The sequence below is a fragment of the Actinacidiphila sp. bgisy144 genome (assembly GCF_057708105.1).
The window spans coordinates 1-20,206 of sequence record NZ_JBYIRM010000051.1 but is presented as its reverse complement, the minus strand read 5'-3'; the positions used below and the strand labels follow the sequence as shown (position 1 = coordinate 20,206).

At 72.0% G+C, this 20,206-nt stretch carries 21 protein-coding genes; 9 read left to right on the top strand and 12 right to left on the bottom strand.

Annotated elements, in window-relative coordinates; translation table 11 throughout:
* Window positions 1-63: 63 nt before the first annotated feature.
* The 5 genes from AC3EVP_RS35035 to AC3EVP_RS35015 form a co-directional block, all read right to left on the bottom strand.
* Window positions 64-720 carry a hypothetical protein gene (locus AC3EVP_RS35035; protein WP_435137326.1) on the bottom strand — a complete coding sequence of 219 codons (657 nt, stop codon included), beginning with the start codon at window positions 718-720 and terminating at the stop codon, window positions 64-66.
* A 206-nt stretch (window positions 721-926) separates the two neighbouring features.
* Window positions 927-1,112 carry a hypothetical protein gene (locus AC3EVP_RS35030; protein ID WP_335983104.1) on the bottom strand — a complete coding sequence of 62 codons (186 nt, stop codon included), beginning with the start codon at window positions 1,110-1,112 and terminating at the stop codon, window positions 927-929.
* 92 nt (window positions 1,113-1,204) lie between these two features.
* Window positions 1,205-1,363, bottom strand: a complete 159-nt coding sequence (locus AC3EVP_RS35025; protein ID WP_335983106.1) for a hypothetical protein — start codon at window positions 1,361-1,363, stop codon at window positions 1,205-1,207.
* 165 nt (window positions 1,364-1,528) lie between these two features.
* On the bottom strand, window positions 1,529-2,107 hold the full coding sequence (locus AC3EVP_RS35020) for a hypothetical protein (protein WP_435137323.1): 579 nt from the start codon (window positions 2,105-2,107) through the stop codon (window positions 1,529-1,531).
* A gap of 121 nt (window positions 2,108-2,228) precedes the next feature.
* Window positions 2,229-3,806, bottom strand: coding sequence for a ParB/RepB/Spo0J family partition protein (locus tag AC3EVP_RS35015; RefSeq protein WP_335983110.1), 1,578 nt, complete (start codon window positions 3,804-3,806; stop codon window positions 2,229-2,231).
* A gap of 586 nt (window positions 3,807-4,392) precedes the next feature.
* On the opposite strand from AC3EVP_RS35015, the gene AC3EVP_RS35010 reads away from it, so the two are divergent.
* Entirely contained in the window at window positions 4,393-4,674 is a 282-nt protein-coding gene (locus tag AC3EVP_RS35010; protein ID WP_435137320.1) for a hypothetical protein, read from the top strand.
* Complete coding sequence (locus tag AC3EVP_RS35005) at window positions 4,671-5,009, top strand: hypothetical protein (protein ID WP_335983114.1); 339 nt, start codon at window positions 4,671-4,673, stop codon at window positions 5,007-5,009. Before AC3EVP_RS35010 ends, AC3EVP_RS35005 begins: the two co-directional genes overlap by 4 nt.
* Before the next feature lie 21 nt (window positions 5,010-5,030).
* Here AC3EVP_RS35005 and AC3EVP_RS35000 read toward each other — a convergent pair whose 3' ends face one another.
* Together AC3EVP_RS35000 and AC3EVP_RS34995 are read right to left on the bottom strand one after the other, a co-directional pair.
* Window positions 5,031-5,621, bottom strand: coding sequence for a hypothetical protein (locus AC3EVP_RS35000; RefSeq protein WP_335983116.1), 591 nt, complete (start codon window positions 5,619-5,621; stop codon window positions 5,031-5,033).
* Between the two features lie 1,248 nt (window positions 5,622-6,869).
* Complete coding sequence (locus tag AC3EVP_RS34995; protein WP_435137317.1) at window positions 6,870-7,451, bottom strand: hypothetical protein; 582 nt, start codon at window positions 7,449-7,451, stop codon at window positions 6,870-6,872.
* A gap of 151 nt (window positions 7,452-7,602) precedes the next feature.
* Between AC3EVP_RS34995 and AC3EVP_RS34990 the strand changes: the two genes are divergently transcribed.
* Together AC3EVP_RS34990 and AC3EVP_RS34985 are read left to right on the top strand one after the other, a co-directional pair.
* On the top strand, window positions 7,603-8,154 hold the full coding sequence (locus AC3EVP_RS34990; RefSeq protein WP_435137314.1) for a hypothetical protein: 552 nt from the start codon (window positions 7,603-7,605) through the stop codon (window positions 8,152-8,154).
* Window positions 8,155-8,400: 246 nt separating this feature from the next.
* Window positions 8,401-9,633, top strand: a complete 1,233-nt coding sequence (locus AC3EVP_RS34985) for a 3'-5' exonuclease (RefSeq protein WP_435137311.1) — start codon at window positions 8,401-8,403, stop codon at window positions 9,631-9,633.
* A gap of 536 nt (window positions 9,634-10,169) precedes the next feature.
* On the opposite strand, the gene AC3EVP_RS34980 is transcribed toward AC3EVP_RS34985, so the two are convergent.
* Window positions 10,170-11,543: a helix-turn-helix domain-containing protein gene (locus AC3EVP_RS34980; RefSeq protein WP_488179847.1), complete on the bottom strand. Its 1,374-nt coding sequence runs from the start codon at window positions 11,541-11,543 to the stop codon at window positions 10,170-10,172.
* A 265-nt stretch (window positions 11,544-11,808) separates the two neighbouring features.
* On the opposite strand from AC3EVP_RS34980, the gene dapF reads away from it, so the two are divergent.
* The 5 genes from dapF to AC3EVP_RS34955 all read left to right on the top strand — a co-directional run bounded on the left by dapF (window position 11,809) and on the right by AC3EVP_RS34955 (window position 16,597).
* Window positions 11,809-12,609: a diaminopimelate epimerase gene (gene dapF, locus AC3EVP_RS34975; protein WP_435137307.1), complete on the top strand. Its 801-nt coding sequence runs from the start codon at window positions 11,809-11,811 to the stop codon at window positions 12,607-12,609.
* Window positions 12,606-13,685, top strand: coding sequence for a D-alanine--D-alanine ligase family protein (locus AC3EVP_RS34970; protein WP_335983128.1), 1,080 nt, complete (start codon window positions 12,606-12,608; stop codon window positions 13,683-13,685). The genes dapF and AC3EVP_RS34970 overlap by 4 nt, the downstream gene beginning before the upstream one ends.
* Window positions 13,686-13,720: 35 nt before the next feature.
* The gene (locus AC3EVP_RS34965; RefSeq protein WP_335983131.1) at window positions 13,721-14,245 is read left to right on the top strand and encodes a cysteine peptidase family C39 domain-containing protein; all 525 of its coding nucleotides are present in this window, start codon (window positions 13,721-13,723) and stop codon (window positions 14,243-14,245) included.
* A gap of 101 nt (window positions 14,246-14,346) precedes the next feature.
* On the top strand, window positions 14,347-15,729 hold the full coding sequence (locus AC3EVP_RS34960) for a UDP-N-acetylmuramoyl-tripeptide--D-alanyl-D-alanine ligase (protein WP_335983134.1): 1,383 nt from the start codon (window positions 14,347-14,349) through the stop codon (window positions 15,727-15,729).
* A gap of 4 nt (window positions 15,730-15,733) precedes the next feature.
* Window positions 15,734-16,597 (top strand): phosphotransferase family protein, encoded by an 864-nt coding sequence (locus AC3EVP_RS34955; protein ID WP_435137302.1) that lies wholly within the window; start codon window positions 15,734-15,736, stop codon window positions 16,595-16,597.
* A gap of 117 nt (window positions 16,598-16,714) precedes the next feature.
* Here the strand turns inward: AC3EVP_RS34955 and AC3EVP_RS34950 are convergent, their stop codons facing one another.
* The 4 genes from AC3EVP_RS34950 to AC3EVP_RS34935 form a co-directional block, all read right to left on the bottom strand.
* On the bottom strand, window positions 16,715-17,848 hold the full coding sequence (locus AC3EVP_RS34950; protein WP_435137299.1) for a methyltransferase domain-containing protein: 1,134 nt from the start codon (window positions 17,846-17,848) through the stop codon (window positions 16,715-16,717).
* 12 nt (window positions 17,849-17,860) lie between these two features.
* Window positions 17,861-18,967 carry a radical SAM/SPASM domain-containing protein gene (locus AC3EVP_RS34945; RefSeq protein WP_435137296.1) on the bottom strand — a complete coding sequence of 369 codons (1,107 nt, stop codon included), beginning with the start codon at window positions 18,965-18,967 and terminating at the stop codon, window positions 17,861-17,863.
* 65 nt (window positions 18,968-19,032) lie between these two features.
* The gene (locus tag AC3EVP_RS34940) at window positions 19,033-19,476 is read right to left on the bottom strand and encodes a hypothetical protein (protein ID WP_435137293.1); all 444 of its coding nucleotides are present in this window, start codon (window positions 19,474-19,476) and stop codon (window positions 19,033-19,035) included.
* Window positions 19,473-19,919 carry an NUDIX domain-containing protein gene (locus tag AC3EVP_RS34935; protein WP_435137290.1) on the bottom strand — a complete coding sequence of 149 codons (447 nt, stop codon included), beginning with the start codon at window positions 19,917-19,919 and terminating at the stop codon, window positions 19,473-19,475. The genes AC3EVP_RS34940 and AC3EVP_RS34935 overlap by 4 nt, the downstream gene beginning before the upstream one ends.
* Between the last annotated feature and the right edge of the window lie 287 nt (window positions 19,920-20,206).

Below are 20,206 nucleotides of genomic sequence, written 5' to 3'. Positions count from 1 at the left end.
TGTGTAGGGGGTTGGTGCGGTGCCGACAGGCGGGGCGCCCTCTAGGCGCCCCGCCGGGCGGGGCTACGGCAGGGGCGTGATCTCGTCGGGGGCGACCGTGCGCGCGGCCACTACGCGCACGGTGTCCAGGAGAACCGGCGGGAGCGCGTAGCGACGGGGCCGGACGGCCAAGAGGTGCCGACGGGCCCGGGCGACGGCGGCCGCGCTCGGCAGTACGGCGGGGCCTTCGCCGTCGTACCGGTAGAAGCGGTGGACCTCACGCGCTCCGGGGATGGCGGGGGGCCGGTGGTCCTCGTCGCGCGGCAGGCGGTCCGGGTCGACGGGCACGCTGACCAACGTGTCGGTGTACTCGGTGATCCGCACGTCATCGGCACCGGGCCGCCGGGCCGCCCATTCGTGTTGTGCGCGTGCGGTGCGCGCCTCCGCCATCACGGAACCGGTGCGGTCCTTGCCGAACACGCTGTACGAAACCGTCCAGTACCGGAACCGCTCGGTGCGGACCGCCCGCATGAACGCGATCACGCGTTCCGCTACCTGGATGCCGGTCTTTCCGCCCTCGACGTAGGCCAGCATCCACGCAACCTCGTCACCGCTGGTGAGCACGGTCCGGGCCCACTGCGCGGAGAGGGAGGTAGGGGTGCGTGACTGCTCGTTGATGAACGCGAGCCGTACCAGGTGTTCCGCCACATGCGGCGCGGTGAGATCGGGCGTGGTGTCCATGGTGGTGCTCCTCGTGTAGGGCGTGCGGGGGCGCCACCCCGGCCGGCCTGGGGCCAGGGGGTGGTGTTCGGGAGGCGGTGCCAACCCCTCCCGAACAGTCTCTATTTAACCATGTTTTGGGGTGGGGGTCCAATTCGGCGCGTACGCCGAACGGGTGGCCCGCCGGGGGCCGGGCCGGTTTTGCGACCGGCCCGGCGGGGCGGGGCTCAGGCGGTCCGGCTCGTGATCCAGTTCCGCAGGTGGGCGGCGTCAATCGCGCTCATCCGGGCGTTGACCTGGTGCCCGCTCAGGTTGGCTTGGCGGTCCGTGCGCTCGTCCCGCGTGCCGTAGTCCGCCCGTGCCTCGGCGAGCAACCGGGCGGCGGTGGGGGTGGGGGTGACCTTCTCGGACATGGTGCGCTCCTCGTGTAGGGAGGGGGCCGCCCGGCCGGGCGGCCGGGCGGCGTCCGGGAGGCGGTGCCAACCCCTCCCGGGGCTTGGGTCGGTCAGCGGCCGACGGCCTTGCAGGCGTCGCAGATGCCGCCGTTCCAGCCGGGGAACCGCTGCTGACACCGGCTGCACTGGCCGGAGGGCTCGTCGGCCGGGAGGGGGGCAAAGAGCGGGATGCGCCGGGGCCGGATCGGGGTCCGGGCGATGTGCGCCATGGGGGGCTCCTCGTGTAGGGAGGGGGCCGCCCGGCCGGGCGGCCGGGCGGTGTCCGGGAGGCGGTGCCAACCCCTCCCGAACAGTCTCTATTTAACCATGTTTTGGGGGGCGTGGAGGTCGTTTTGCGTGGTCCGAACGGGTGAAACCTGCTGGTGGCGGGGGGGTCAGAGTTCGCCTCGGTCCCGGAGGTAGGCGGCGTAGAGGGTGGCGACGAGGGAGTCACGGGTGCCGGGGACGCGGCGGGCGTCAAGGGCCCCGTCACGGCGGCCGTGGGCGCAGACGGGGAACGGCTTGCCGACCGGCGGCACGAACAGTTCGTAGAGGCCGTGGGGGGTGGCGACGCGCACGGATGCGGCGTCGGCGGCGGCGTTCCAGCCGTAGGCGCGGCGGTCGGCGGCGAGCCAGTCCGCGAGGTGGTGGTAGATCGCGCGGGCCTGCATGATGTCGGCCTGGCGGCCGGTGGCGGCCCGGGTGGCGGGCACGCATCCGCATCCGGCGGGCTGGGCGGGGTGTTGCGGGCGGGCGGGGGCGAGTGCCTGGGGGCCGGTGCCCTTGGTCTGCTCGATGTAGGCGGCGACGTCGGCGGGGCCGGTGAGGATCAGCGGGCGGCCTACCTCGGGGGTGACGGTCCATGAGCCATCGGCGTTGGACTCGACCCGGCGGAGAGGCCCGGTGACGACGAGCTCGAACAGTTCGACGGCGGCGGCGGCTTCGGGCTGGGCCCGGCGGCTGGTGGTGTGCATGGTGCGGGTCTCCTGGTGTGTAGGGGTCTCGGGGCCGGGGGGTGCCGTCCCGGCCGTGGGGGCCGGGGGCGGCGCGGTGGCCGCCCCCGGGTGGCGGGCCCGTTCGGGGCCCGCCGTGGGGTCACTCGGCGCTGTCGGGCTCGTAGTCCTCGTCATCGCGGACGGCGGTCTCAATGGGGCTCGGCTGGTAGTCGAGTCCGGGGGCCGTGATCCAGGTGAGCCATTGGGTGGCGGCGGCGCGCCGGGCCTGGTCCTGGGAGTCCTCGCCGGTCCGCCATACGGTCCGGTTGGCGTACGTCTCGTACGCGGCGGCGACGATCGCGAACGTGATGCGCACGGCGTCCTTGGGCTGGGTCCAGCGCTTTTCCAGGTCCGCGCGGGTGGTGTAGGTGGTGGCGCCGATCACGGACGACAGGTCGTCGGCGCGGGAGTCGAACAGTTTCGCGCCGATGCCGGATGCCATCGCCCGCGCGACGACCTGCGCCATGAGGTCGGCCATCGCCCGGGGCAGGCTGCGGCGTGTGATCAGTTCGGCGAGCCATTCGCGGCGGAGCTGCTGGGCGGTGTCCCAGTCCAGGTTTCCGGCGATCCGGCGGCGCCGTGCGGCGGCGGATTCCCGCTTGATGGTGCCCCCGTTGGGGTCCAGCACGGTGTGCCCGAAGAAGGGGGCGTTCGCGCAGAACTCGGCGTAGGCCGTGGCCCCCTGCCGCAGGACCCACACCGCGCCCTGGCACTGCGTCGCGTGCTGGGAGGTGTCGCCCGCGATCTGGTAAAGGGGCGCGGCCTTAGGGCCAAGCTCGGCCTCTGCCAGCATCCGGGCTCCGGCGGCCCGCAGTTCCTCGCGCTGGGCGTCCAGTTCCTCGCGCTGGTCCAGCTCGGTCATGGTCCGGCGGACCAGCCAACTCACGCTCTGCCGGGGGCGGTCGGCCAGTTCGGCGGCGACCTGCGCGGCGGCCTCGGCGTCGCGGGCCTCCAGGTCCGCGAGCGCGGTCGCGGTTTCGAGGGTGAGGGCCCCGGCGGTGTCCTCGACCGCGCGGACGGCCTGCGATCCCATCGCGCGCAGGGTGGCCTTGACGCGTTTCTGCGTGGTCCCGGCGGCGGCCGCGAGGCGCTTGATGCCTGCTCCGGCCTCGGCGGCGGAGAACAGGGCGGCCGCTTCCTCCCGCTCGCTGAGTCCGGCCCGGTGCTTGGCCGTGGTCACCATGTCCAGGTAGGTTCCGGCGTCGTCGCGCTCGTCCTCCTCGTAGGGAACGTGGGTGAGCCCGGCGGCCTCGGCGCCGAAGTAGCGGCGGTGCCCGTCGACGATCTGCCGCGTGCCGTCCTCCAGTACCCGGACCTTGATCGGCACCCGGCACCCGTCGGGGGTGGCGAAGCTCGCGACGAATCCGGGGTTGATGTCGAGTTCGTCGCGGGGGTTGTCGGGGTGCGGGGTCAGCAGGCTGAGCCGGATCACAGGCCGGTGGGTCACGGGGACCTCGGCGAGCCCTGCGGCCTGGGCGGCGGCCAGTCGGCGCAGCCCGTCGGCGACCAGAGTTCCGGCCGAGGTGATGACGACGAGCAGGGGGTCACTGACCCCGTTGTCGGCGATGTCGGCGACCAGCGGGGCGTCCGGGTACGGCAGGGTGTTGCCCGGGTGGGCGGTGAGCTGGTCGACGGGCAGCGTCGGCCATGCGGCGCGCGCGGTCTGAACAGCGGTCATGGTGGTGTTCCTCGTGTAGGGAGGTGCCGCCCGGCCGGGCGGCCGGGCGGTGTTCGGGAGGCGGTGCCAACCCCTCCCGAACAGTCTCTATTTAACCATGTTTTGGGGGGCGTGGAGGTCGTTTTGCGTGGTCCGAACGGGTGAAACCTGCTGGTCGGGGCGGTGTTTGGGGGTGGGGGTTTTCGTCATGCTGGTGTGGCGGGGTGATGCCCGCGCCGACGCGGAGCGACCTCACCGGCGGTCGGAGCGCGCGGCAGCAGGTGCTCCCCGCCCGCCCGGGACGGGGCTCGGGGTCGCCTGTCGCGCGTGCATCCGTGACGGCGGGGGTACGGTGGCCCGCCCCGTGTGTGGTGCCGGTCGGCGGCGCTGCGGTGCGCGGCTCCCCTCCCCTCCCCGCTGCCTGGTCTACGAGCACAACAGCGAGAGGGCCGGCCGGTGTGCGGCCGGCCATGTAAACCCCGGCGAGAACCCGCCCACCCGATGATCTGAGGAGTGCGCTCGGGGGGTGCGGGGGTGGGTGAGGCGGCTGACGGTGGTGGAGGGTGCGCGTAGTCTGGGGGCCTAGGCCAGGAGCACCGGAGGGGCGATGACCGCACAGCCGTATGAGCACCCGCGGGGGCCGATAGACCGTCCGCGGACGGTCGGCGCTATCAAGGCGGCGCTCCCGGACACGCTGGCGAAGCAGTTTCAGGCGGCGATCGACGCGGCCGACCCGGCGGACCTGTTCACGCTGGTCGCGACGTGGGCCGCGGTCGCGCAGACCGCTGGTGACCCGGAGCTGGACACGGCGGCCGCCGCGGTGCGCGCCGGCGTGGAGCCGGTGTTCGAGCTGGGCGAGGTCTTTCCGGCCCTGGCGGACCCGAGGTGAGCTCTGAGCGGTATCGGGTGGCGTTCACCGACGCGGCCCGGGCGGCGTTGCGCGAGCTGGACGGCGCGGAGCGGCTGCGGGGCATCGGGCCCGGTGCGTTGTCCCGCGAGTCACAGCGGGCGCTGCTGGCGGGTACTACGTTGGGAACGCTGCTGGAGGACCTGGAGGCCCTGGCCGGCGACCCGTACGGGGGTTTGACCCTGGCGCGTACGGCGGGGGCGGAGGATGACCGTACGGCGCTGTGCGGGGCGATGGCGGTGACGTACATGGTGTCGTCCGCTACGAAGCCGCCAGTGATCACGGTGACGGGCTTGAGGGCCCCCAAGCCGAGGTAGGGGACCGGGAAGTGCAAGCACTCAGGCAGCGGCCTGGATGATGCGGTCGATCGTCGTACGGGCCACTCCCGTCATCCGGTGGACGTACACCTTGTGCATGCCGCTGGCGACGGCCCAGCGCACTACAGAATCCCGGGGGAATGCGGCGTCTTCCGCCTGAAACCGGGCGAACACGATCTCCGCGATCCGCTCGGACCATCCGGCCTGCGTGCGCCATGGAAGGTCGTACGTCCATTCGGCGCTCAGCGTAGGCGGCTGCGGCGCGGTGAACTGCGGGAAGTGCCGCAGCGCGTCTTCCTCTGCCGGTCCCCAGGGGTAGCCCGGTTCCCACCACGCCGTACGGCTCAGCTTGGACAGTGCCTCGGCCCACGGTGCGATTTCCACGCGCGCCGCTTCCTGTCGGCCCGGCAGCTCGTCGCGGTCGCACACCAGGGTGCTGCGGGCTACCAGTTGCGGGCCGTCGAACAGCCACACATGCCCGCCGGGGTCACGGGACCATTCGCGGGGAGTGATCCTCGTTTCGATCACCGTGAACGGCGTGGTGACGGTGTGGATGCCGTCGGCCTGTGAATGCGGCGGAAAGCCCATCTCGGCCGCGGAATTGGGGTACATCACGCCTCCAGCCGCTACAGGTTTCAGGAAAACTGTAGCATCCCGCGCTACGCGATCACGCGGAATCTGTAGCACTGGTGGCGCGACTGGTGTGCATGCCGAGAGCGCCCAACTGCGGGCGGACGCCCACCCGCGGGTCCAGGAGCAGGCTCTGAGTCCGGCGGAATGGGGAGGGGTGGAGATTGCCCGCGTGCACAGGCTTCCTGGCCTGGTTGGGGATAGCCCCGCAGTGGCGGGGAGCACGGTCCGGAGCGGTGCAGGGGCTTCCGCGTCCGCGGAGAGGGTCTATGCGGCACAGATCCGGTACATCCCCGCAGTTGCGGGGAGCAACCCGGGGTTGGTTGGAACCACAACCCTGGATTTGGTTCATCCCCACAGCCGCGGGGGAGCAGGCAGTAACCACGCCATGGTAGGCGGATTCGTAGGGTCCATCCCGCGGGCGCGGGGAGCAGGGTTGCTTGGGCTAGTTCGGCGCCTTGCAGTAGGGCTCATCCCCGCGAAGGCTGGGCCTAGTTGAGAAGACGTTAACGCATGGCAGGCGGCCGGGGGAAGTGAATGGGTGGGTCTGTCCAGGGGAGCGGGTGGTGGTTGGTGGCGGTCGGATGGTGGTTGAGGCGGTAGACAGGGGTATGCGCCGCTTGTTGTTGCTGGGTCTGGTGTCGCTGGTCGTGCTGTCCGGGTGTGCGGTGGTGCACGGCCGGTCTCGTGTGCCTGGTGGTGAGGGGCCTGCGGTTCCTGGTCGGGCTGCGGTGCCGGCGGTGACGTTGAGTCCGCCTCGGGTCGTCGTGCAGTTGGCGGTCGTGGGCCGTGGTGGAGCGGAGTCCGTGCTGCGGCCGCGGCGGTCGCCGCTCGCCCGGCCGCAGCATGCTCCGGCTACCGGCGGCCTGCGGCCGGGGACGCCGGCTGATCGACGGAGCCGGGCGAAAGCGGGTCGCCGAGTCGGCGCGTCGGTCGACGGGGCGGCGCTGTGTCGGGCGGGAGTTGCCGGCGGGCAGATCCCCGCGAGCTTGGCCGGGGCCTGCCGCAGCGTCATGCCCTGATCTCGGTGGCCCGGGGGACCTCGGCCTGTACCCGTGAGTCCGGGGGGAGCGGTGCTCGAGGTACGCCGGCCTGGGCGCGGCGCGGGTGCCGAGCGCCTTCCTGGGGCCGGCGTTCCTCGAGCGCCCGGCCCGTAGAGGGTGTGCTCCCGACCGTCCGCCGCCCGGGGCCTCAGACGGTGAGGCACGGTGGAGCGCCGCCGTCAGGGGGTCAGTCGGTGGCGGGAAAGCTGATCTCGACGTCGTGGCCGGCCGCCAGGTCCTCAGCCATCCGCACGCCGGAACCGCCCGCCGACCTCAGACTCAGCCCCGCGGACCGGAGCGAGTCGAGTAGGGCGGGGGCCTCGTTCTGCACATCGAGGCTGTCTCCGTACGCGCGTAGGGCCACCCGCCCGCCGCTCAGGAACGCGAGCGACCAGTCACCCCGGCTGCCCTGCCACACGGGCGTGAGAGCTGCTCGGGCCGTGCTCTCCACATCCCGGAGGTTGAGCAGGGCGAACACACGGGCGCGGGACGCGGCGCCCTCGCAAGCGCGGACGAGGGATTCACGGTGTCCGCGCGGCGCCGCGGCGTCCTCGCCGCGCCCCTCTTGGTCGGCGTCTGCGAGCACCGCCGCGAGTTCAGTTTGGAGCTGGCGTTCCGCGTCGCGGACAGCGCGGATGTCCGCCGCTACGTACTCCAACCGCGTCAGGGCCGTGGCGTCCTCCGGGCCCCGCGTGCGCTCACGGAGCGCCTGTTCCAGCAGCAATTTCATCGCTACTCCGGGCTGGGCGCGGTCGGGAACCTCGGGCATGGTGACCTCCCTATCGGGGGCGGCACATCGCCGCCCTTCCGTATGAACCATACTGTATGGCCCATACGATACGTGTGGTGTACTTGCCGCCTCGCGGCCGCCCGCCGCGCTGGGAGATAAAGGATCTCCTTTTAAGGCTAGTATCTTCACCATGGAGAAGATCACGGTCTGGATTACCGCTTCTCAGGCGGGTCGATTGTCATTGTTGGACCGGAAGCGGCGAATTGAGGAGGCTGCGACTATCCACGATCTTGTCAACCGGGGGATGGACCGGCGTACGGCGAGGTTGGAGGTGGCACGGATGCGGCCGGGGACCTGGCCGAGCCTGTCGGTGGTGGTCTGCGCTGCGGTGCGCCGACGGCTGGCGGACCCCGATCTGGTAGGGCCTTGGGCGCCGTTGACGGAGGAAGAAGCAGGGCGCATGACGCTGGCCGGCCGGTGGCCTGGACCCCGGAGCGAAGTCCGATTGCAGCAGCGGAACTACATGTTTCCGGACGATTTGGCGAGCGCGCTGCGCACCGCCTCATGGCGGGTTTCGGAGCGGCCCTTGCGTGAGCTGGAGTCACGCGGCCTGGTGGGCGCGAGCCTGCGGTTGAGCCCTGACCAGGTACGACAGCGGGACGACCTGGCCCTCCAGTTGTTTTCGCCGGCCCGGATCGTCCGCGAGGCGCTGGAAGCCTACGGGCCGCAGGCGCAGAAATAAAAAGGATCTCCTTTTAGAGAAGGTTTTTCAGCTGCAATGGTGCACCGCTTTGACACGAATTGATGATGTGGCTTGAATTCCGTCGTTGGCGCGGGCTAAGAATGCTAGCGTTGGTTTTGTTCGATCGATAGGGACGGGAGGCCGGTTGTGGGTACGGAGACGGACTCTGATCGGGTGGAGCGGGGTAGGCCGCAGGGGTACACGGGCGGGGTGCCGGTGTATGGCTGGGGCGGGGCGCCGGCGTACTTGCGGACCAAGACGCAGCTGGGGCAGCAGCGGCTGAAACTGGCGGACGGGCAGGCGCCGTTGGCGTACCTGTGGACGCGCAAGCTCGGCGAAGTGCCCCTCTATGACCCTGCCGCGGCGGTGAAGATGCGCGCGCTGCCGGCATCGGCCAAGGCGAAGATGGAGCGGCGGCGGACCTGCACGGAGTGTGGTCAGGTGCGGGCGGTGATCCTGCATGGGCGGCCCTGCCAGGTGTGCCTGGACCGGGCGAGGCGGGAGCGGGAGCGGTTGACGGCGCGGACTTGTGCGGGCTGCGGTGCGGTGCGTGAGCGGCCGTACCCGGCGGAGCACAGGCGGTGCCGGGACTGCCGTAGCGCGCAGGTGCAGACCAAGCGGGAACGGGTCGCGGCGTGGCTGGACGAGGTGACGGTGTGTCGTGAGGACGGCTGTGTGGTGCGGGTGGTGACGCTGAAAGCGGCGCGGGCCTACCTGGCGGAGCGCGCCTTCCTGCTGCGGCCGGAGCGTCCGGACCTGCCGGACGCGGGCTTGTGGGCGCCGAGTCCGCGGCGGTGCCCGCCGCACGCCGAGGCGCACGAGCGCGAGAGCGAACGGCGGCGCGCGGAGAACCAGGCCCAGCGCGAGCGCGAGCGGGAAGAGCGCCGGGCGGCGGAGAGGGAGGCGGCCCGTGCTCGGGTGCAGTGGGCGGCGGATGCGCTGGCAGACCCTGCGGTGGTGGTGCTCGACACCGAGACGACGGGACTGCACGACACCGCGTGCGTGGTCGAGCTGGCCGTACTGACGGCTGCGGGCGAAGTGGTGCTGGACACCCTGGTGAATCCCGGCGTGTCCGTCCCGGCGGCGGCGACCGACGTGCACGGCATCACCGATGCGATGGTGCGCGATGCGCCGCGTTTCGCTGAGGTGCTGCCCGCGTTGACGGCGGCGCTGGCCGGGCGGCGGGTGCTGATCTACAACGCCCCGTATGACAAGGGCGTGCTGCGCTGGGAGCTGACCCGGCATTACGAAGCGCTCGGCGACCCGGCGCCGGCGGAGTCCGCAGCGGCCTGGCTCGCCGGGCTCGACGTGGACGACGTGATGGTCCCGTACAGCGACTGGGCGGGGAAGTGGGACGACTACTGGGGCACCAACCGGTGGCAGCCGCTCGACGGAGACCATCGCGCGCTCGGCGACTGCCGGGCGGTACTTCGACGGCTTGCTGAGATGGGTGCGGACGTCGCCGCGCCGGTCAGCTGACGGAAGGGGCGACCACTGTGGTGCAGATCAGGGTCATGACCGATGACCGGGAACGCGGCGAGGAGGTGGTGGAGGTGCTGTTGCCGTTGCTGCGGTCGTGCACCGCGTTGCGCGTCGGCGAGCCTACCCGGCTCCGCCACCGCGGCGGCGGGCTCCGCCTGGTCCTCGACGTCCAGCCGGACACTACGGCGTATGCGGTGCGGGTCGATCGGGAGGATGGTGTGGGCAGTTCGCCGGCGGGTCGGGATGGGCCCGGGGGGAGGCGGGCGCTACCTCCGCGGTAGTGGGCGGCGCGCGGGGTTCCTGTGCCGGTCGTACAGCTCGTGTCCGATGGCTGCCGCCAGGGCCTCGGCGGCGGTCATGGCGGCCATGGTGATGAGCCATACCGTGCAGCGTGCCGTGTGGCCATCCACGAGCGTGGATAGCAGGCCGGCCACCGTCAGGGCGACCGCGGCCGCGGCAGCGCCACACGCTGTCAGAACGCACAAATATCGGCTGGTGTGCACGGGGGGGTGCTCCTGTGTGGCAGCGGAGGTTCAAGCGGCGAGCACGGTATGTACGCGGTCGATGAAGTCCCGGGCGGCCGGGGTGGTGCGGTGCTTACTGAGGCGTTCGGCGAGGGAGAGCAGGGGCGCGGTGGTGCGGTGCGAGCTGATCACCTCGGTGAGGTCCAGCGCGGTGCCGGCGGTGGCGCACGCGCGCTCTAGCTCGCCCTGTGCGTACTGGGCGTCTGCCATACGGGACAGGTAGACGGCGTGGGTGCGGACGGTGGTCGGGCCGAACAGTTCGTCAGCGGCCGTGAACGCGGTTTCGGCGCGGTCGTGCTGGCCCATGTCGCGGTGGCTGGACGCGCGGGCGCCGAGGATTTCGGCGCGGTCGAACCAGTACGCCCACTGGGGCGCTTCGTCGCCCTGCTCGTCGGCGCGGGCGAGGAGGGTTTCCGCGGCGTCGAAATCGTCCCAGCACCGGGCGTCGCCGAGGTGGGCGCGGGCGCGGCCGCGCCGACTGTGCATCATCGCTTCGACGCGGGGACTGGTGCGGCCGCGGACGGCGGCGAGTGCTGCGGTGGCCATGTCGTCGGCGTCGTGCAACCTGCCAGTGTTGTAGGCGGAGACGCACCAGAACGCCAGGACATTGGCGCCGAGGGCGTCGTCTCCGGCGACGCGGGCCGCGCGCAACGCGGTCAGAAACGTGCCGTCGGCGCAGTCGCCCCGGGTGTCGAACAGGGCGGCGGCACGCTGGCGGGCGAGGTCGGCGGCCGCCGCGTACAGGCGGGCGCCGTGCGCGTCGGTGTAGGTGCGCTGGTTGATGATCCCATTGACCAGGGCAAGGGCGCTGGACGCCTCCGCGAGGACGGTACCGCCCCCGTCTTCGTCGTCCCGCTCCCGGAGCTCCTGGGCGCGGGCCTCCAGCTTGGCAACGCCGGTCTCTCCGATGCGCTGACCGGTGGTGAGCTGCCCGGCGGCCACCGGATCGGCCGTGAGCCAGTTCAACAGGGCGGCGGTCAGGGTGCCGCCGGAGATCAGTACGAGTTCCCGTCGCGTGACGCCCATGGCACCCCTTGTGAGTTCGGTGAGGGACTGGGAGGCGCCGAGAAGCGTCCAGGGCCGGGGAGTTGGCCTCTGGGCAGGGTCCTCGGACAACCACTCTGGCCATGGTCGCTCATCGACCGCCGTAGGCGGAATACCAAGCAGATCGGCGATCACCCGTTGAGTGGGCCGGTCCGGCTCGCGGCCGTGTTCCCAGTGCCAGACCCCTTCGCGGCGGGTCTGGAGCGGGTGGCCACATTCGCGGCTGCGGACACGTAGGCGGTCGGCCGCCTCTTCGAGGGTCCAGCCGCGTACCTTCCGGGCGCGTGTCAGCAGGTGGCCGAGGTGATTCCCGGCCGGGGGGCGGTGTCGTGACGCCATTGGCACCTCCGCTTTGCGCACGCCTGGACACGGGCGGTGGCCGCACTCTACGGCGGGTGGCAGCCGGGGCGGTAGCGGCTTCGGTGTTGCTCTTTGTTTCTCCTCGTAGAAACAGAGAGCAACGCCGCCATCACTTACGGCAGCGTGCGGCGGGCGTCCAACGTTGATCCCCCGGCCGCCGCGCCCGGCACCCTTCACGGGCTGTCCGTCCGTACGGCTCGGCGTGCCCTGACCCTGCACCCGCCCCCGGAAGTGAGGCCCTGACGTGCAGTTCCGAAAACTCCACGGAGCCGGCAACGACTTCGTGTTACTCACCGACGCCGGACTGTCCCACGCCTGGCGGACGGAGGCGCCGCGGCTGTGCGAGCGGCGTACCGGCGTCGGCGCTGACGGCCTGGTGTTGAGCACGCTGGTCGACAAGGACCCGGCCCCCGTGCTGGAAGTGATCTGCATCAACGCGGACGGCTCGTTGGCGTCCATGTGCGGCAACGCGCTGCGCTGCGTCGCCTGGGCGGCGGCGGCCGACCACGGGTTCACCGCCATGACGCTGATGATGGCCGGCGTCTCCCATGAGGCGACCGTGAGCGGGAACCACGTCTCGGTCACCGCGGAGGCCGGCGAGGTCGAGCCGGAACGGGTCGAGACCTGGTGGCAGGAAACGCGGCTGCGCTTCGACGCCGTGAACACCGGCACCGAACACGTGGTCGCCCTGGTGGACGACGTGGACGCCGTCGACGTCGACCGGCTCGGCCCGCTGGTGCGCCATCACGACGCGCTCGCCCCGGTGGGGACGAACGTGAACTTCGTTCACCCGGTGGACGCGCACGCGTTGCGCATCCGCACCTATGAGCGCGGGGTGGAGGCCGAGACGCTGTCGTGCGGCTCGGGGGCGGTGGCTGCGGCGGTGATCGCGTCCCGCCGCGGAGTGGTCGCCCCGGGCCCGGTGACCGTGCACAACCGGGCCGGCACGCCTCTGACCGTCACCCCCAACGGCGAGCGGCCCGGGTCGTACTGGGTGGCTGGCCCGGTCGCCCCGTCGTTCCGCGGAGAACTGGAGTTGCTGTGACCACGACGTTCATCGACGCCGGCGACCGCGAGACGGTCAACCGGCAGATCACGACCCTGCGCAAGTGGGACACCCGGGGCCTGCGGGTGGTGGTGGCGTACGGCGGCCTGTCGGCCGAGGACCGGTTGTACCTCGACAAGAGCCCCGTAGAGCAGTTGTCCGTGACGGCGCTGCGCGAGTCCCTGGCCGGCCTGGGCGCTGAGGTGGAGGTGGTGGACCCGTGCGCGCCCGGGTTCATCAAGCGTCTGGCGGGGGCCGGGGTGGTGCTGTCCAACCTGCACGGCCCGTTCGGCGAGGACGGCCGGCTTCAAGGGCTCCTCGACTTCCTGCGGGTGCCGTACTGCGGCAGCAGCGTGGCGGCGTGCTCGCTGGCCGCGGACAAGATCCTGTGCAAGGAGTACATGCGCGGGCTCGGGGTGCCCACCCCGGCATGGCGGGAGTGGACGGGCGGGCCGCCCCTCGCCTGGGACGGCCCGGTGATGGTCAAGCCGCCGCTCGGCGGGTCCAGCGTCGGCATGAGCCTGGTGGACAGCCCCGGCGACTTCGCCCGCGCGCTCGCGGAAGCTGCGGGAACCGACCCGTCCCCCTCCCCCCGGGTCCTGGTGGAACAGATCGTCACGGGCACGCCGGTGACGGTCGGCATGCTGGAGCTGCCCGGCGGGGTGGTCGTCTTCCCGCCGCTGGCGACCGAGGTTCACGCCGGGACGTGGTACGACGCGGAATCCAAGCTCGACGCGGCCGGCGAGGGCACCGTGTCCGTGTCCGCGGCGGAGCTACCGGCGCAGACGGTCAGCACGCTGACCGAGCACGCGCGCACGATGTGGGAGCGGCTGGACTGCCGCGGTATGGCGCGGGTTGACTTCATGGTGGAGCCGGACGGGAACGCGTTCGCGCTGGAGGTCAACCCGACGCCGGGCATGTCGGTGGGCTCGAACTTCGCCGCCGGCGCCGAACTAGTCGGGGTCAGCCACGCCGACGCGGTCCGCGCCGTCCTGCGCGAGGCGGTCACCCGGCGCACATACGATGTGCCTCTGAGCCCCGATCCGCTGCTCACCGCCGCGGTGAGCGAGCGCTAGGAGTCTGCCTCGTGCCGTGTCTGCACCCCGTCCCGATGTGCCGTCAGCTCATCGCCCCGCAGGAGTGGGAGCGCGACGGGGGCGCCGAACTCGGCGACCGGATCGAGTGGTCCAACCGGGCGTGCGGCATGGCGGACCTGCGGATGATCCTGCTGGCCTACGGCAAGCCGGCGCCGACTGTGACGGAGCTGGTGCGGCTCGGCGTCGACCGCGGAGCGCTCACCGAACGGGGCTGGCTGCATGCCGGCCTGGCGGAGGTCGCCGAACAGCTCGGCGTGCCCGGCCGCGCGGAGCCGGTGCCGGCCGGCGAACTCCTCGACCGGCTGACCGTGGCGCCGCTGATCGTCTCCGTGACCGAGAAGTTCCCGCAGGACGGGCGCCGCGGTGGTCACCTCGTCGTCCTCCGCGGCTTCACCGACCCGGGCGCCGGCCCGGCCGGGCCGGCGGTCTTCATCCGTGACCCGTCCGCGTGGGGCCAGGAACACGATCGCGTGCCCCTGGACCGGCTGACGGCCTCCTACACCGGCCGGGCCATCACCTTCCCCGCCCTGCACCCGTGATCCGCCCCCGCTGAACGGCCGGGCCTCCTGCGGCCTGGCCGTACGGCACCCCCTTGCCCTCTCCCGCCTCGTCCGCCCCTTTCACCCTCTGAGGAGATCCGTTGATTCCCCTGACCTTGCAGGAGATCGCCGACGCGACCGGCGGCCGTGTGGCCGGCGTAGACCCTGGCGCGCTCGTATCCGGCCCGCTGTCCTTCGACTCCCGGAACGTCCACCCGGGCGGCCTGTTCGCCTGCCTGCCCGGCACCCGTACGGACGGGCACGACTTCGCCGCGGCCGCCGTGTCGGACGGCGCGGTTGCCGTGCTCGCGTCCTCGCCGGTGACGGTGCCGGCCGTCTACGTCCAGGACGTGACCGCCGCGCTCGGCGACATCGCCCGCGCAGTCGCCGACCGGTACCGCGGCCTCGTGCTGGCGCTGACCGGCTCGGCCGGGAAGACCAGCACGAAAGACCTGCTGCTGTCGGTCCTCCAACTCGCCGGGCCCACGGTCGCCAACGTCCGCAGCTTCAACAACGAGATCGGGTTCCCCTCGACCGTGCTGCGCACCGAGGAGAGCACGCGGTACCTGGTCCTCGAAATGGGCGCGCGTGGAAAGGGGCACATCACCTACCTGACCGGCATCGCCCGGCCCAAGATCAGCGCGGTACTGAACGTGGGCACGGCCCACCTGGGCGAGTTCGGCAGCCGCGAGGGCATCGCCGAGGCGAAAGCGGAGATCGTGGCCGCGCTCCCGCCGGCCAGTGAGGGCGGTGTGGCGGTCCTCAACGGTGATGACGAGTTGGTGCGGGCCATGGCCGACAAGACGGCGGCCAAGGTGGTGTTCTTCGGCACCGGGCCGGACTGCGACGTACGCGCCGAGGACATCACCCTGAGCGGCGCCGGGCGGCTCTCCTTCACCCTGCACGCCGACGGGCACGCCGCGCCGGTCAGTCCCGACGTATTCGGCCACCACCACGTCACCAACGCGTTGGCGGCCGCCGCGCTCGCCCTGGCGGCCGGCGTGCCCTTCGAGACGGTGGCCCGGGGTCTGGACGGGGCCCGGATCGTCTCCGGCGCCCGGATGGAGGTCACCGACCGACCCGACGGGGTGACCGTCGTCAACGACGCGTTCAACGCCTCCCCGGAGGCGACGCGGGCCGCGCTCGACAGCCTCGCGCACCTCGCCGGCGGGCGGCCCGTCGTCGCGGTCCTGGGCGAGATGATGGAGCTGGGCGACCGGGCCGAGGAGATTCACCGGGAGGTGGGCGCGCTCGCCGCGGCCCGCAGCGTCGGCCGGCTGATCACCGTGGGCGGCCCGAACGCGGCGGCCATGGCGGCCGCGGCTGGCGAGGCGGGCGTGAGCGCGGTGGACAACGTCGCCGACCGGGCGGACGTGCTGCCGCTCCTCGACGGCCCTTTGCCCCCCAAGGCCGTGGTCCTGGTAAAGGGCGCGCACTCCCTCGCCCTGGACGAGATCGCCTCGACCCTCGCCACCCGGGAGTGACGCCGTGGAGACTTCGGAAGTCGTCGCCCTGGCCGAACAGGCGTGCCGGCAGGCCCGGTTACCGGCCGCCGGTATCGAGCCGATCCGGCTGCGTGACAACCTGATGTTGCGCGCCGCCGGCGGGACCGTGATCCGCGTTCACCCGCCCGGCACGTACGGGGTTGCCGTGCGCGAGCTGCGGGCGGCGGACTGGATGCGCTCGCACCGCATCCCCACGGCCGAACCCCTGGTGCCCGATCCGGTGATGGCCGGTGGCCGGCCGGTGACCTTCTGGGAGGACCTGGGCGAGCAGGTGCCGGCCGAGTCGGCGCACACCGCCCGTGCGCTGCTGCGGCTGCACTCCGCCCGCGTCCCGGGACACCTCGACCTGCCCCGCTTCACTCTGCCGGACTACCCCAAGCGCATTCGGGAGGCGCAGACCTCCGACAGCGCGCGGCGCTGGCTCACCCGGCATGCCGAACAGCTCGTCAGCCGCTGGGAGGCGGTGCAGTGGCCGGATGAGTGGTGCGTGATCCACGCGGACCCGAGTCCGCACAACACGATGCGCACCGCTGAGGGCACCTACCTGGTGGACCTGGAAGGGGTCGCGGTCGGGCCGCGGCAGTGGGATCAAGCGACCATCGCATTCCAGAGCGACACCTTGGCCGAACCGCCGTCCTATTGGGAGGAGTTCCGCGACGCCTACGGCACGGACGTGACGGCTTGGGACGGGTACGCCCTGATCAGGGACATACGTAGCCTGGGACTCGCGCTGTTCGCGCTGCGGCATGCGGACGCCAGCGAGCACGCCCGATCACAGGCGGACTACCGGTTGGCCTGCCTGATGGGCGAACACGGCGAACGCCCCTGGAAGTGGGTCGCGCCGTAGCTCCGGCAGGGCCTCGACCGCAGGATGCCCCCGGCGTTGACGCCGGGGGCATCCTGTTGCCCGGAGCGGTGAGGGCCCTTTGACGGGTCCAGGGCCCTCACCTGGTGTGGAGACCGCTCAGGGGGCAGGGATAGTGGTGCTCCAGGTCCCGCGGCGCAGGTGGAGTGTGCCGCCCGGGTCGATTTCTACGCTGGCGCTGTGGGCTGGAAGTTGGCCGTCGGAGAGCCAGTCGTGCCGGATGGCGTCGAGCTGGTCCCAGAGCTGGCGGGGACCGGTCTGGTGCACGGTCGGGGGTTCGCCTCGTCGGCCGGTGGCGCGGGCCCACGATCCATCTGCGTGCACCATGACGGCGGTTCGAATGCCTTTTTCGTCTTCGTCATAGCCCTGGTGGACGCCCGGCACGGCGAGGGCGTAGGCGGTCATCAGCTCCCATGCCTCTTTCACCTGCACCACGGGGTAGCGGCCGGTGGTGACCGTCTCGCCCTCGGCGGTCCAGGCGTGCCGGGTGCTGGGCGGGGGCGGGTAGTCCTCGGCGTGCCGGGTCCGCATGAACCCGGCACGCTCCGGGGTGACCTGCCCGCGGGCGCCGCCGTCCGGCTGTACGTCGGCGGCGACCACCAGACCGGTGCCAGCGAGGTTGGTGACTAGCCGGCCGCCGGGGCGAAGCGCAGACAGCCACGACGCGGGGATGCCGGGGAGGCCGACGGTGGAGACGATGCGGTCGTACGTGCCGGGCAGGGGCCCGGTGATGTCGCACACGGCCAGGGTGGGGCGGTGGCCGATCGCGTCCAGCCGCGTGCGGGCCGTGTCGACCAGGTACGGGTCGACGTCGACGGACGTCACCCGCTCGTCGCCGAGTCGAGCGGCGAGTAGGGCGGTTCCGTATCCGGTGCCGGTGACGCACAGCACGTCGGACGTGTCCGTGATCATGGCGTGCTGGTACATGGACACCACGAGCGTGGGCAGAGTGCTGCTGGAGGTGGGCAGGCCCTCGGGGTGGTCGCCGGCGGTGGCCCGGTCGGCGTGCAGCGGGCCGGCGCGGGTCACCAGCGTACGGTCCGTGTACGCGGCGCTCATCCAGCGCGCCGGGTCACTGCCGCCGTCCCGGAGCGTCCAGCCGAACGCGGGCAGGTAGCGCCACCAGTGGGGCACGAGCAGGTGCCGCGGGGTGGTCGCGATCGGTCGGGACCAGCGTGAGGACGGGTGGACGACGCGCCCGGACAACGCGGCCGCGTGGAATTTCCAGGTCATAAGGTCAGCCTCTCAGTCGTCGTAGGCCGGGGCGCATGCCTCGGACTCGGCCGGCGCACAGTCGGACCCCGGGTTGCAGGCGATCGCCGTGTAGGCGAGTTGGAGGGGCGGACGGATGGCCCCGACCCCGGGCGAGGGCTGGCACGAGTCCTCGCGCGGGGTACAGGAGTCGGGCACGCACGCCTCTCCAACCATGTGGGGTCCGCACCCGTCAAGATCGGGCGTGCACTCGTGCATCGGCGAGCAGTCGTCCCCCGGGTTGCACTCACCCACCGGGTGGCACTCGTCGCCCCGGTGGGCGGCAGCGCGGCGCGGCCGCGGGATCGCGGCGGCGAGGGTGGCCCATGCCGGGCTGGAGACGAGCTCCGCGAGCGGGGTGGTGAGGACGTTGCCGACGGTCATCATGCCGCCGGACATCACGCAGCCGGCCACCGACCCGTCGGGCAGGACGGCGGCGCGGCCGTTGGCGCAGTGTCCGCACAGCTCGGTGATCTGGTGGGTGTCCTCCTCACCGCCGGCGCCGCGGCCGATCTCCCGCAGCCGGTCGGTGCGGATGTGCTGCACGCCGAGCGCGCGCAGCTCGGCCATGGCCTCGGCGACACGCTGACCGGGGCGCACGTGCACGATGCCGGCTCGCAGCGGGATGCGGTACGCGAGGGCCTTGGTGATGTTCGCCTTCGTCTTCGCGTAGCTGGCGCGGTGCTTGGTGATCTGCTCGTGTTCCTCGGCGGTGTCCGAGTAGTACGAGGTGGCCAGCGTGACGCCGCGTTGCCGCAGCACCGGCCACAGCACCGCGCGGATGTGGATCAGATTGGAGAACACCTCGACCTGCATCCCGTGGTCGACGGCGCGGTTGATCAGGTCCGCGATGTCGGGGTGGAGGGTGGGTTCACCGCCAATGAGCTGCACTTGATGGACTCCGGCGGCGGCGGCCTGGTCCAGGAGGGACAGCCAGGTCTCCCGGGTCATCTCGCCGTGCGTGCCCTGCGGGCTGCTGCCGTTGTAGCAGTGGGTGCACGCGGCTTGGCAGGAACGGGTGATATCCAGCGCGAGGCGCTGCAACGGGTCGGCTCCGGCGTCGGCAGCGGTTTCGGCGGGGCGGTCGAGTATCACGGTCATGTCGTGCGGGGCCTTCCGGTCGGGTGTGACCGCCCGGCCGTCGGCCGGGCGGAGTTCAAGGGAGGTCAGCCGCGGGCGGCGTGGGGCGGCCTGGCAATGTAGACGAGCAGGAGTTCATTGGGTTTGAGACGGAGCGGTGGGGGCGGGGCCTCGTCGGGGCCGTGCCCGGCGAGATGGATGATCCGCTCGCCCCACCCCTCGCCGCCCCTGCGCATGTCCGCGATCCGCAGCGGACGGCCGTGCACCTGTACCCACTGCCCGCGCTGGAGCGCAGACAGGGGACGGCGCACTACGAGCTGTGGCGCGGCGGAGTCGCGCGCCTCTGTGGGGGGTTCGTAGGGGCGCTGGCGTACGGTCTGGACCTGAACTCGCGTTTCGGGGTACCGATCGGTGATAGCGCGGACGGCACGGCGGCGGGCCTCCTCAGCGTCCGCGGCTGCGGTCACGATCTGCTCGGTACGGGCCTGCTTAGGCGCTGTCACCCTGAGGGTGACCGTGTAGACGATCATGACTCGGGCTCCGGGTCTGCGCCGCGGTAGCGGTATCGGGGTGCGGTGTAGGGGGCACGGAGGACCGCGAGAGCGGACCGGATGCGCCGGGTCTCCTGCTGGTGCGCGTACTCGGCGAGCTGGTCGGGATGGATGACCTGTACGTCCAGCCGCGCCACCAGCACGGGCGGTACGTCGGGGATCATGCCGACGTCCCACACCATCGCCAGCGTTGCGGGCAGGAAGTCCGCCACCGGCGGGGTGTAGTCGCACACCAGCACGTCAACGGCGTGGGCGTTCGTCAATCCGGTCTGTTCCACCAGCGTGCGCCGCTGGGCCACGTGCGGCGCCTCACCCGGGAGGACGCTCCCGCCGGGTAGCCGCCATAGCCCCCCGTTGGCGGGATCGCAGACGAGTAGCACTCCGCGGGGGGTGCGTAAAAGGCTGAACGCCTGGTGGTCCATCGGATCGGTGTCTCCAATTCGTGTGCGTGTGGGTGCCGTGTCCCGCCGACCGCCGTCGGCGGGACACGGCTGCCCGGACCGCCGTCGCCACCTGGTGGGGCGGCGCCATCCCCATGGCACGGCCGGGCCTTCCCGCTCTGCCAGGCTCGTGGCCGGCAGCAGAACGGGGAGTCAGATCTCCGGGCCACGGCCCGGGTGGGTGATCAGGCAAGGGCTGCCGCCTCCCCCCTGCTCCACGGGGAGAAGAGAAAGGGGGGAGGCGGGCCGGGGGGGGGGGGGGGGGGGGG

Excerpts from the sequence above, each read along its gene's own strand:
- AC3EVP_RS35030 (WP_335983104.1), bottom strand. The coding sequence starts at position 1,112 with ATGTCCGAGAAGGTCACCCCCACCCCCACCGCCGCCCGGTTGCTCGCC.
- AC3EVP_RS34950 (WP_435137299.1), bottom strand. The coding sequence starts at position 17,848 with ATGACCTGGAAATTCCACGCGGCCGCGTTGTCCGGGCGCGTCGTCCAC.
- AC3EVP_RS34940 (WP_435137293.1), bottom strand. The coding sequence starts at position 19,476 with ATGATCGTCTACACGGTCACCCTCAGGGTGACAGCGCCTAAGCAGGCC.
- AC3EVP_RS34980 (WP_488179847.1), bottom strand. The coding sequence starts at position 11,543 with ATGGCGTCACGACACCGCCCCCCGGCCGGGAATCACCTCGGCCACCTG.
- AC3EVP_RS35010 (WP_435137320.1), top strand. The coding sequence starts at position 4,393 with ATGACCGCACAGCCGTATGAGCACCCGCGGGGGCCGATAGACCGTCCG.
- AC3EVP_RS35020 (WP_435137323.1), bottom strand. The coding sequence starts at position 2,107 with ATGCACACCACCAGCCGCCGGGCCCAGCCCGAAGCCGCCGCCGCCGTC.
- AC3EVP_RS35025 (WP_335983106.1), bottom strand. The coding sequence starts at position 1,363 with ATGGCGCACATCGCCCGGACCCCGATCCGGCCCCGGCGCATCCCGCTC.
- AC3EVP_RS34945 (WP_435137296.1), bottom strand. The coding sequence starts at position 18,967 with ATGACCGTGATACTCGACCGCCCCGCCGAAACCGCTGCCGACGCCGGA.
- AC3EVP_RS34935 (WP_435137290.1), bottom strand. The coding sequence starts at position 19,919 with ATGGACCACCAGGCGTTCAGCCTTTTACGCACCCCCCGCGGAGTGCTA.
- AC3EVP_RS34965 (WP_335983131.1), top strand. The coding sequence starts at position 13,721 with ATGTGCCGTCAGCTCATCGCCCCGCAGGAGTGGGAGCGCGACGGGGGC.
- AC3EVP_RS35035 (WP_435137326.1), bottom strand. The coding sequence starts at position 720 with ATGGACACCACGCCCGATCTCACCGCGCCGCATGTGGCGGAACACCTG.
- AC3EVP_RS34990 (WP_435137314.1), top strand. The coding sequence starts at position 7,603 with ATGGAGAAGATCACGGTCTGGATTACCGCTTCTCAGGCGGGTCGATTG.
- AC3EVP_RS35000 (WP_335983116.1), bottom strand. The coding sequence starts at position 5,621 with ATGTACCCCAATTCCGCGGCCGAGATGGGCTTTCCGCCGCATTCACAG.
- AC3EVP_RS34995 (WP_435137317.1), bottom strand. The coding sequence starts at position 7,451 with ATGCCCGAGGTTCCCGACCGCGCCCAGCCCGGAGTAGCGATGAAATTG.
- AC3EVP_RS35015 (WP_335983110.1), bottom strand. The coding sequence starts at position 3,806 with ATGACCGCTGTTCAGACCGCGCGCGCCGCATGGCCGACGCTGCCCGTC.